Below are 9,982 nucleotides of genomic sequence, written 5' to 3'. Positions count from 1 at the left end.
CATGCAGGTTGAGTTGGATGGTCGGCGAGTCAGGTCAGAAGCCGAGTTTCATGCCGAGATAGCTCGACTGCTTGACTTCGGGCCCTATTACGGGAAGAACCTGGACGCTCTCTGGGACCGCGTGAGCTTCGACGTCGAGCGTCCGGTGCGACTGATCTGGACGCATGCAGGTGTCAGTAGGAAAGGGATGGGAAAAGGCGATTTCGAGAGGATCGTGGCGATCCTGCGAAGAGCCGAGGAGCGGGATCGACGACGAGAAGACGATGAACGCTTCGAGTTGGTGATCACGGACTGAAACCCCGGCTGCCGCCGGGCCCGCCACGCGGGCTCGGCGGCAGCGGCTTCCTCGGGCGAAGGCCCTCTTGAGGCTGGCGATGTTCCTGATCGGTCACGGTTCCGCGCGTCCGTCAGGTGCGAAAAGCTGGGGCGGCCCCCCGGTCGGCCGATTGGCCCGTCCGTCGGCGGACCGTAGACTGATCAGATCACGCCGATCGTCCCTCAGGTTCGTGGCGAGGACGGTGACAGGCGATGGCTATACGGCCTGGGCCCGAATTTCAGGCGGGCTCGCAGCGTTCACCGCTCTTTTCTCGTTACAGCGACACGCGGCGTTTCGCATTGACTTTCGTCACTCATTATCCATAACGATCCTTCTTGTTGCGTGCGCGGCCGGTCGCCTAGCGTGAGCAGCGCTCATGGCCGACGGGGGAGGACGCATGGAGATTCACGTCCGTTTACTGGGCACGATGGAACTGTGGGTCGACGGCCGGCAGTTGACGCCCGGGGCGGCGAAGCGCCGCACCGTCCTGGCTGGTCTGGCCCTGGAGGCGAACCGGCCGGTGTCGCTGCACGGACTGGCCGGCATGGTGTGGTCCGACCCGCCCTCGTCCGCGGTGGCCAACCTCCGCTCGCACGCCGCCGCCCTCCGCCAGGCGGTGGGGGACCGGCTGCTCGCCCGGCCACAGGCGTACGAGTTGCGTCTCGCGCCGGGCGAGCTCGACGTGACCGACTTCCAGCGGCTCGCCGAAGAGGGCCGGTCCAGGTTGAGCGAGCGCAACCCGGCCGGCGCCATCGACGCGCTGACCTCGGCGATGGACCGGTGGCGCGGGACGGCCGGTGACGGGCTGTCTCGCGGCACCCTGCTGGACAACCACTGGGCCAGCCTGGAGGAGCAGCGGCTCCAGGTCTTCGAGGACCTCATGGACGCGCAGCTCGCGGTCGGCGCGCACAGTGCCGTCCTGCCCCAGCTCCGCCGCCTGCTCTCCGCCCACCCGCTGCGGGAACGGAGCTGGGGGCAGCTGATCGTGGCGCTCTACCGCCGAGGCGATGTGCCCGCGGCGCTGGTCGCCTATCGGGATGCGCGAGCGACCCTGCGGGACCAACTCGGCATCGAGCCGGGGGAGGAGTTGCAGCGCCTGCACCGCGCGGTCCTCGACCGTTCGCTCGAGCTCTCGCACCAGGCGCCGTCCCCCACGGTGGCAGTCCGGGAGGATGTGAAGCGGGGCGGCGGCCCGCCCGTGCCCCGGGAGCTGCCGGCGGCGCTGGGAGCGTTCGTCGGACGTACTCGGGAGCACGCCGAGGTGCTGGCGGCACTGTCGGCTCCCGCCTCGGCGGCCGCAGTCATCAGCGGAGCGGCCGGCAGCGGCAAGACTTCCCTCGCGGTGCGGGCGGCGCATGCCGTTACCGTCCGCTTCCCGGACGGTCACGTCTACGTCGACCTGCACTATCAGCCGTCCTTCAGCGGAGACGAGGTGCTGGCGCGAGTGCTCCGGGCGCTCGGCGTCGACGGTGCGGCGATTCCCGAACGGGCCTGCGAGCGGGCCGGCCGGGTGCGGTCGCTTCTGGCGGAGCGCCGGATCCTCATCGTGGCGGACGGCGTCACTCACGCCGCGCAGGTGCGCGCGCTCGTCCCAGCCGGGCCCGGCTCGGCGCTCATCGTCGTGACCCAGCGCCACCTGCGTAGTCTGGACGGCGTGCCTCGGGTGGATCTCGACCCTATGCCGGTCGAGGACGGGCGGGCGTTGCTGGCTGCGCTCGGATGCGCTGAGCGGCTGGCGGCTGCCCCCGTCGCCGCCGGCGAACTGCTCCGGCTGTGCGGCGGGTCGCCGCTGGCTCTGCGTGCCGTCGCGTTCCGCCTGGCCGCGCGGCCGTCGGAGACGCTGGCCGGTCTGGTGGCGGAGCTGCGCGATCCCCGTCGCCGGCTCGACCTGCTGGCTGAGGACGACCTGTCGATGCGGCAGCGGATCGACCTCGGTTTCGCCGCCGTACGTGCCGACGACGAGCTGGTCGGGCAGGTGTTCGCGCTACTGGGCGGTGAACCGGAGGCGGTACTGCCGCCGGAGGAGACCGCGGCCCGGCTCGGCGTGCCGGCCGAGCGGGTGTGGCAGGCGCTGGAGAAGCTGCTCGACGCCCACCTGGTCTACCTGGACGCCGCCGGCACGTACCGGCTGCCCCATCTGGTCCGGGACTACGCAGCCGAACTACCGACGATGCCGACGCTGCACCCGCTGCCGACGTGGCGGGTGGAACCCGGGACCGACCCGGCGGCCGCAGCGGTCCAGCCCCCGGTGCCGCGCTGAGTGTGGGGCGCCGGGCTGGTCGACGACGCCGCCAGCGGTTGCCCTCGGCGCGGCTGAACTCGTGCAGGAAGATGCCGCTGCCGGCGTGCGGCACCGGGGCCGGGACGGTCGGCGGCGAGGTGACGGTGCTGCTGCTCGCGCTGGTGGTGTCCAAGTCGCTGGAGCTCACCAGCTGAGCAGCGACGCCGGTGCCACCGAAGTAGCTGAGGTACTCCAATCTGGCTCGACGCAAGGTGGCCCGTACGGCCGAAGGGCGCGGTGGAGCACCCGAAGCAGAGCCGCAGCGTGAGTTCGTGGAGGAGTTGCCCTTCTCCTCCGCGGAGGCAGTCGTCGGCATGTTGCGGACAATGCGTGACGAGGATTGGACGGCGCTACCGCCGTGGGCGCGAACGGCACGGTCCAGTTACTGGTTGATCGCGCTGTCCGGGCCGATCACGATCCGCGGCTGGTTGGCCGGGTCGATCCAGTCCAGCAGCCACAGCAGGCTCGTCTGGTCGACGGCGACGCATCCGGCGGTGGCTCCCGAGCCGAGCAGGTGCAGGAAGACCGCGCTGCCGTCGTTGGGGGTGTGCTGCGGGTTGAAGTTGATCCAGATGGCCCACTGGTAGAGGCTGATGTGCAGCTGCTCCGCGGAGGTCCACCTGCCGTTGGCCGGTGCCGTCTGCCAGGTGTCGTAGTAGTTCGACTCCGGGTCGTCGACCCATACGGAGTCAGTTGTCGCGGTACGCCAGGGCAGCTTCGTGCCGGGGTCGGCCCAACCGAACGCCAGCGGCAGTGTGAACACGCCGATCGGCGTGGTCGGTACGCCTTCCTGGTGGCTCCAGGTGAATCCGCCCGAACCGATCCTCGCCGACACCGGTCCGTAGGCCCGGCGCCAGCCGCTGTTCGCGGTCCGCTGGTAGGCGGAGAGCTTGGCGTAGCTGGTGCTCATCGATGTACCGTCCACCACGATCGCCTGCCGGGTGCCGGACGGAACCTTGGTGGTCAGCCACTTCGGGCCCTCGTTGACGGCGGCGGCAGACGCACTCGCCGCCGTCGCGCCGACCTTCTTGTCAGGTGCGGCCGAGCGGGAGGGTGACGGTGAGGGCGACCGGGACGGGGACGCGGACGGCGCCCTCCCGAAACCCACGGCCGACGGCGGATCCGCGAAGTTGACGATCGGAGCGGGCGGCGTAGCCGTCTCTGGGCTGGGCTGGGCGGCGGGGCCGCACGCCCCCGATGCCAACAGGCCGACCAACGACACCACCGCTAACGATCCCCGCATGACGCGAGGCTAGCGGGCGGAAAATGATTACGCCTGGCGGGGGCATCGCCCGAATGGCAATGTCCTGATCGGTCACGCTGGTGACTTGAGGGTTGTGTACGCCAGGGATCGTTGACTGATCACACTGCGTCAACCGCTCCTCAGGGATTGAGCGCAGGGGCGTTCGACGCAGCATTTCCGTTACACCGACACGCCGCCTATGGAATTGACCTTCGTCACTCTTGCTATGCTGCTCCTCAGCAGACCCGGCAGCGGGTGCAGCGCGCGCATCTCGGACAGCTCGGCCGCGTGATTCCGGACCAGCGGCGGTAGCCGGTATCCGCCGGAGGCGTCCAGGCAGACCAGGCGTTCGGCCCTGGCCGCGTGCCATCGGGAGGAGCGACACTGAGCCATGACACCTCAGCGCGTACCGCTGCTCGCCGGCCTGGTCGTGCTGCTCGCGGCCGCCTGTACGACGACCGACCACGACGGCGCGGCCCCGACGACCGCGCCGGCGCCGGTGACCGCTCCGGCAACCGCTGCCGCGACCACGCCCGCCGGCACCCCGGCCGTGCCCACCAGCGGGACGCCGGTCGAGGGCGCCTGGCGGGTGACCTACGACTGGGCGGTGCCCGGCACGCCCGCCCGGGTGGCGCACCAGGTCCGGGTGCCGGTCACCCCGGCGCCCGGGGAGCCGCTGCCGGTCCTGGTCGAGGTGCGGGTCGGCGACCATCCGACCGAGGGGTTCAGCCGCATCACCTTCGCCTTCCGCGGCCCGACGCCGTCCTACCAGGTCGGCTACGTCCCGCAGGTGTCGACGGAGGGCCGCGGCGCGCCCGTCGAACTGCCCGGGACGGCGTACCTGTCGGTGCGGTTCGACCCGGCGCAGGCGCACGACACGCGCGGCGCCGGCACCGCCGTCCTGCCGCCGGCACGGATCGGCTACCCGACCCTGCGCGGCTGGGCCGCGGCCGGCGACTTCGAGGGCCACCTCAGCTTCGGGCTCGGGCTCCAGCCCCCGGCCGGCGGGACGCTGCCGGTGCGGCTGGGCGAGGCCACCCGCCCGGACGGCACCCACGTTGTCGCGGTCGACGTGCGACGCGGCTGACCGGCCGCGCCGACCGGACGGCCGGCGCGATCGGGTGCGCGTGCGTCAGCCGACCTCGCCGCGCACGATCGCCACGGCGACCCGGCAGAACTCGTCCATGTCCGGGTTGAACCCGGCGGCGATGTCCGGGTGCAGCCCGGCGCGGGTCTCGTCGAGCAGCCGGCGGCAGACCTCCTCCACGGGCTCACCCGCGTAGTCGGCGCGGACCCGGTCGGCGGCCGCCTGCAAAGCCGAGGTCAGCTGTTCCTCCAGCGGACCGCGCAGCTTCTGCTGCACGGGATCGAGCCCGCTCGGGTCGAGCGTGACATGTGGCTCCGGCATCGGCGCTCCCTTCGTCGGCGACCGCGGTACCCCACCGTGATCGTCGGTCAAACCATCGTCGGTACGGCCGCCACCCGGACCTGGTACGAGAAGTCCTCGGCGGGCTCCTCGACGTAGGACAGCCGGCGGATCTGCCGGTCGTCCGACCAGAGGGCGACGTCGACCAGCACCCCGAGGTGGGCCAGGCCGATGTTCGCCACCCGCTTCTTGTCCTGGAGCACCGCGCAGACCCCGCCCACCAGCGTGCTGGCGTCGGAGGTGCGGTGCCCGGGCGGGCAGCGCAGGGTCACGTCCACCTCGACCGGACCGGTGAGCGGAGTCCACCCCGTGCGCTGGGCCGCCGTGCAGGCGGCCTGGAGCAGGGCGCGGACCCTCGTCGCCTGCCGGTGCCCGGCGGCGAAGATGGACAGGGCCTCGGTCTTGACCGGGGGCAGGCCGCTCACCTCGAACGTCAGGGCGAGAGCGCGGGTGTCCTGCACGACGGCACCTCCTCGTGGGAATCCTGCCCAACCGGTGGGACCGCAGAAGGGAGTTCGCGCGAGAACCAACCGATCGGACGGGCTGGGGGTCGGCCGGAGGCGTATCGACTTCGACGGCGACGCGCTGGCTGCGGAGCTACCGAAACGCTAGTCCACCGGCCGCACGCCGGGTAGCTCGCCGCTCACGGAGTGGGACGGGTCGGGAAGGCGCAGAACTCGTTCCCCTCCGGGTCGGCCAGCACCCACCAGGACGTCGCCGGGGTGGGCTCGCGCAGCAGGGTTGCCCCGGCCGCGATCAGCGGGGTGACCTCGGCGCCGGTCAGCGCCACATCCCAGTGCACCCGGTTCTTCACCCGCTTGCGCTCCGGCACCGGGTCGAAGACCCAGCGGTCCCAGGGAAAGCCCGCCGAGCCGACCAGCGACGCGGCGCCCTCGGCGGTGGTCTCCACCCGGCCGCCGGTCACCCGCGCCCACCAGGTGGCCTGGGCGGCCGGGTCGGCGCTGTCCACGACCAGCTCGAACACGCCCGGCCGGGCGCCCTCGCGCGGCGCGAACGCGCAGAACTGGTTGCCCTCCGGGTCGGCCAGCACCCACCAGCTGATCTCCGCGTCCGGTTCACGGACCAGTCGCGCGCCGGCCGCCAGCAGCGCGGCCGGCTCCGGACCGGCCAGCCGCAGGTCGAGGTGGACGCGGGTCTTGCCGGTGCGCGGCTCGGGCACCGTGTTGACCCAGATCGACTCGGCGGGCGAGGCGGCGGCGCGGGGGTCGATCCGGGCGTCGCCGTCGCCCGTGTCGACCAGCTCCCCGCCGAGGATGCCGGCCCAGAAGCCGCCGAGCCGGTGGGCGTCGGCCGCGTCCATGCAGAGGTCCTTGAAGCGCGCGATCATCCGGCCATCATGCCGCCCGGGTCGGACAGCCACGGGAGGGCCGCGGCCGGTGATCCGCCCCCCAGCGGCGGCTGTCGTATCCGTCTCGTGACCGTCAGGTTTCGCAGCGTCGCAGGCAGGGCACTGTCCGGCCCACGAAACGTCCCGGGGCGCCCGCCCGATCACGGTGCCCCGACGTCTCGCCGTGCGCCGGGGCACGGGTGACTCCCCGGTTCTTCGCCGAAGAAAGGGGGAGGGCGATGACGGCAGACCCCGACACGGCCCCACGGCGGCGGCCGGCCCGGCGTGCGGCGGCGGCAGCCGCCGCACTCGCGTTGGTGGCCCCGCTGGCCGCCTGCGGATCGGGCGGTGAGGGCGGCACGCCCACCATCAACCTGTACTACCCGCCCGAGCAGAACCTGCAGAAGGTCGTCGACGACTGCAACGCCCAGGCCCAGGGCCGCTACCGGATCGTCTACCGGGTGCTCCCGCGGCAGGCCGACGAGCAGCGGGTGCAGATGGTGCGGCGGCTCGCGGCGCAGGACACCGGGATGGACGTGCTCGGCCTCGACGTCACCTGGACCCAGGAGTTCGCCAGCGCCAAGTGGATCCGCGAGTGGACCGGCCAGGACAAGACCGAGGCGGAGCAGGGCACGCTCGCCGGCCCGCTGGACACCGCCCGCTACGAGGACAAGCTCTACGCCGCGCCCAAGAACACCAACGTGCAGCTCCTCTGGTACCGCAGCGACCTGGTCCAGGAACCGCCGAAGACCTGGGACGAGATGATCTCCGCCGCCCAGCAGCTGAAGCAGCAGGGCAAGCCCCACCAGGTGCTCACCATGGGCGCCCAGTACGAGGGCCTGGTCGTCCTCTACAACACCCTGGCGGAGAGCGCGGGCGGGAAGATCCTCAGCGACGACGGCGAGAAGGCCGCGATGGACGAGGGCGCGGTGCGGGCGCTCGACCAGCTCAAGAAGTTCGCCACCTCCGGCGTGACCTCGCCGTCGTTCAGCAACGCGACCGAGGACCCGGTCCGGCTGGAGTTCCAGTCCGGCGCGGGCGCCTTCGAGGTCAACTGGCCGTTCGTGTATCCGGCCATGCAGGAGGCCAACCCGGACCTGGCGAAGAAGGTCAAGTGGGCGCGGGTGCCGGGCATCGACGCGAACACCCCCAGCAAGGTCACCATCGGCGGGGTCAACATGGCGGTCAGCACGTACTCGAAGCACCCGACGGAGTCCTTCGAGGCGGCGAAGTGCATCCGCAACGCCGAGCACCAGAAGTTCTCCGCGGTCAACGACGGCGTGCCGCCCACCATCGAGGCGGTCTACGGCGACCCGGAGATGGACAAGGCGTACCCCATGAAGGACACCATCCTGGAGGAGCTGAAGGAGCCGGCGGTCCGGCCGCTGACCCCGGCGTACCAGAGCATCTCCACGGTCATGTCGGCGATCCTGTCGCCGCCGTCGGCGATCCGGCCCGAGCAGACCGCCAACGAGCTGCGCGACGCCATCGCCGACGCCCTCGAGTCGAAGGGGGTTCTGCCGTGAGCGTCAACGCCACGCCCGCCGGCGCCGAGGTCGCGGCGGACGCCGAGCGTGCCTCCGGCCGGCACGCCGCCGTGCCCGCCCAGCGGGCCGCCCACCGCCGGTCGAAGCCGCCGCTGAGCGAGAACAAGCGCGCCGAGCGGCGCCTCGGCTGGCTGCTCTGCGCGCCGGCCGCGCTGGTCATGGTGCTGGTCACCGCCTACCCGATCCTCTACTCGGTCTGGTTGTCGCTGCAGCGCTTCGACCTGCGCTTCCCTGACGAGCGCGAGTTCGTCGGGCTGGAGAACTACGCCACCGTGCTGACCAACCAGTTCTGGTGGACGGCGCTCGGGGTGACTGCCCTGATCACCGTGGTCACCGTGGTGGTCGAGCTGGTGCTCGGCATGGGCCTGGCCTTGATCATGCATCGGACCCTGGTCGGCCGCGGCATCGTCCGCACCGCGGCCCTGATCCCGTACGGCATCGTGACGGTGGTCGCGGCCTTCTCCTGGCGGTACGCCTGGACGCCCGGCACCGGTTACCTGGCCAACCTGTTCGACGGCAGCGCCCCGCTGACCGAGCGGGCCAGCTCGCTGGCGATCATCATGCTGGCCGAGATCTGGAAGACCACCCCGTTCATGGCGCTGCTGCTCATGGCCGGGCTGGCGCTGGTGCCGGAGGACCTGCTCAAGGCCGCCTCCACCGACGGCGCGACGGCCTGGCAGCGGTTCACCAAGGTGATGCTGCCGGTGATGAAGCCGGCCATCCTGGTCGCTCTGCTGTTCCGCACCCTGGACGCGTTCCGGGTGTTCGACAACATCTTCGTGCTCACCGCCGGCGGCAACGAGACCTCGTCGGTGTCGATGCTCGCCTACAACAACCTGATCCGGGGGTTGAACCTCGGCATCGGCTCCACCATGTCGGTGCTGATCTTCCTCACCGTGGCGATCATCGCGTTCGTGTTCGTGAAGCTGTTCGGCACCGCTGCCCCCGGCAGCGACGACGGGGAGAGGCGCTGAGATGGCAGTCGAAACCACCCCACGGGCGAAGGTGCGCTGGGGCCTGCTGGACCTCGTCGTGGTCGTCTTCGCGCTGGTCCCGGTGCTCTGGATCGCCTCGCTGTCGTTCAAGACCCCGGCCACCCTCACCGACGGGAAGTTCTGGCCCCGGGAGTGGACGCTGGACAACTACCGGACGATCTTCGACACCGACCAGTTCGTCCGGGCCCTGGTCAACTCGATCGGCATCGCGCTGATCGCCACCCTGATCGCGGTGGTGCTGGGCGCGATGGCCGCGTACGCGATCTCGCGGCTGGACTTCCCCGGCAAGAAGCTGCTGGTCGGGGTGTCCCTGCTGATCGCCATGTTCCCGCAGGTGTCGCTGGTGTCGCCGCTGTTCGAGATCGAGCGCCAGCTCGGCCTCTTCGACACCTGGCCGGGGCTCATCCTGCCGTACATCACCTTCGCTCTGCCGCTGGCGATCTACACGCTCTCGGCGTTCTTCAAGCAGATCCCGTGGGACCTGGAGAAGGCGGCGAAGATGGACGGCGCCACCCAGGGCCAGGCGTTCCGGCGGGTGATCGCCCCGCTGGCCGCGCCGGGGCTGTTCACCACGGCCATCCTGGTCTTCATCTTCTGCTGGAACGACTTCCTGTTCGCCATCACGCTCACCTCGACCGAGCGGTCCCGCACGGTCCCGGTGGCCCTGCAGTTCTTCACCGGCGAATCGCAGTTCGAGGACCCCACCGGGGCGATCTGCGCCGCCGCCGTGGTGATCACCATTCCGATCATCCTGTTCGTGCTCTTCTTCCAGCGCCGCATCGTCTCCGGTCTTACCTCCGGCGCAGTCAAGGGATAGGTGGTGTTG

The 9,982-nt window shown here is 71.1% G+C and carries 10 protein-coding genes; 6 read left to right on the top strand and 4 right to left on the bottom strand.

All coding sequences use genetic code 11. The annotated features are described in order from the left end of the window. Window position 1 precedes the first annotated feature (1 nt). Together NFX44_RS24820 and NFX44_RS24815 are read left to right on the top strand one after the other, a co-directional pair. Window positions 2–295, top strand: a complete 294-nt coding sequence (locus NFX44_RS24820) for a barstar family protein (protein ID WP_262285998.1) — start codon at window positions 2–4, stop codon at window positions 293–295. A gap of 418 nt (window positions 296–713) precedes the next feature. Then, window positions 714–2,576, top strand: a complete 1,863-nt coding sequence (locus tag NFX44_RS24815) for a BTAD domain-containing putative transcriptional regulator (protein ID WP_262285997.1) — start codon at window positions 714–716, stop codon at window positions 2,574–2,576. Window positions 2,577–2,979: 403 nt separating this feature from the next. Here the strand turns inward: NFX44_RS24815 and NFX44_RS24810 are convergent, their stop codons facing one another. Continuing rightward, a complete protein-coding gene (locus tag NFX44_RS24810) occupies window positions 2,980–3,507 on the bottom strand; it encodes a L,D-transpeptidase (protein ID WP_262285996.1) in 528 nt (175 codons plus the stop codon). A 724-nt stretch (window positions 3,508–4,231) separates the two neighbouring features. Between NFX44_RS24810 and NFX44_RS24805 the strand changes: the two genes are divergently transcribed. Beyond that, window positions 4,232–4,927: a hypothetical protein gene (locus NFX44_RS24805; RefSeq protein ID WP_262285995.1), complete on the top strand. Its 696-nt coding sequence runs from the start codon at window positions 4,232–4,234 to the stop codon at window positions 4,925–4,927. 45 nt (window positions 4,928–4,972) lie between these two features. Here NFX44_RS24805 and NFX44_RS24800 read toward each other — a convergent pair whose 3' ends face one another. The 3 genes from NFX44_RS24800 to NFX44_RS24790 all read right to left on the bottom strand — a co-directional run bounded on the left by NFX44_RS24800 (window position 4,973) and on the right by NFX44_RS24790 (window position 6,614). Next, window positions 4,973–5,248 carry a hypothetical protein gene (locus NFX44_RS24800; RefSeq protein WP_262285994.1) on the bottom strand — a complete coding sequence of 92 codons (276 nt, stop codon included), beginning with the start codon at window positions 5,246–5,248 and terminating at the stop codon, window positions 4,973–4,975. Between the two features lie 47 nt (window positions 5,249–5,295). Continuing rightward, window positions 5,296–5,727, bottom strand: a complete 432-nt coding sequence (locus tag NFX44_RS24795) for a RusA family crossover junction endodeoxyribonuclease (protein ID WP_262285993.1) — start codon at window positions 5,725–5,727, stop codon at window positions 5,296–5,298. Between the two features lie 182 nt (window positions 5,728–5,909). Next, the gene (locus NFX44_RS24790) at window positions 5,910–6,614 is read right to left on the bottom strand and encodes a VOC family protein (protein WP_262285992.1); all 705 of its coding nucleotides are present in this window, start codon (window positions 6,612–6,614) and stop codon (window positions 5,910–5,912) included. Window positions 6,615–6,853: 239 nt separating this feature from the next. On the opposite strand from NFX44_RS24790, the gene NFX44_RS24785 reads away from it, so the two are divergent. The 3 genes from NFX44_RS24785 to NFX44_RS24775 are packed head-to-tail and all read left to right on the top strand — an operon-like array spanning window position 6,854 to window position 9,973. Then, window positions 6,854–8,140, top strand: coding sequence for an ABC transporter substrate-binding protein (locus tag NFX44_RS24785; RefSeq protein WP_262285991.1), 1,287 nt, complete (start codon window positions 6,854–6,856; stop codon window positions 8,138–8,140). Next, a complete protein-coding gene (locus NFX44_RS24780; protein WP_315974629.1) occupies window positions 8,137–9,135 on the top strand; it encodes a sugar ABC transporter permease in 999 nt (332 codons plus the stop codon). Before NFX44_RS24785 ends, NFX44_RS24780 begins: the two co-directional genes overlap by 4 nt. A gap of 1 nt (window position 9,136) precedes the next feature. Further along, entirely contained in the window at window positions 9,137–9,973 is an 837-nt protein-coding gene (locus NFX44_RS24775; RefSeq protein ID WP_262285990.1) for a carbohydrate ABC transporter permease, read from the top strand. The last annotated feature ends 9 nt before the right edge of the window (window positions 9,974–9,982 follow it).

This window comes from Micromonospora sp. MA102, assembly GCF_025460765.1.
GTDB classification, from domain to species: domain Bacteria; phylum Actinomycetota; class Actinomycetes; order Mycobacteriales; family Micromonosporaceae; genus Micromonospora; species Micromonospora halotolerans.
The sequence above is the reverse complement of the archived record's forward strand: the minus strand, read 5'-3'. Positions and strand labels throughout refer to the sequence as shown.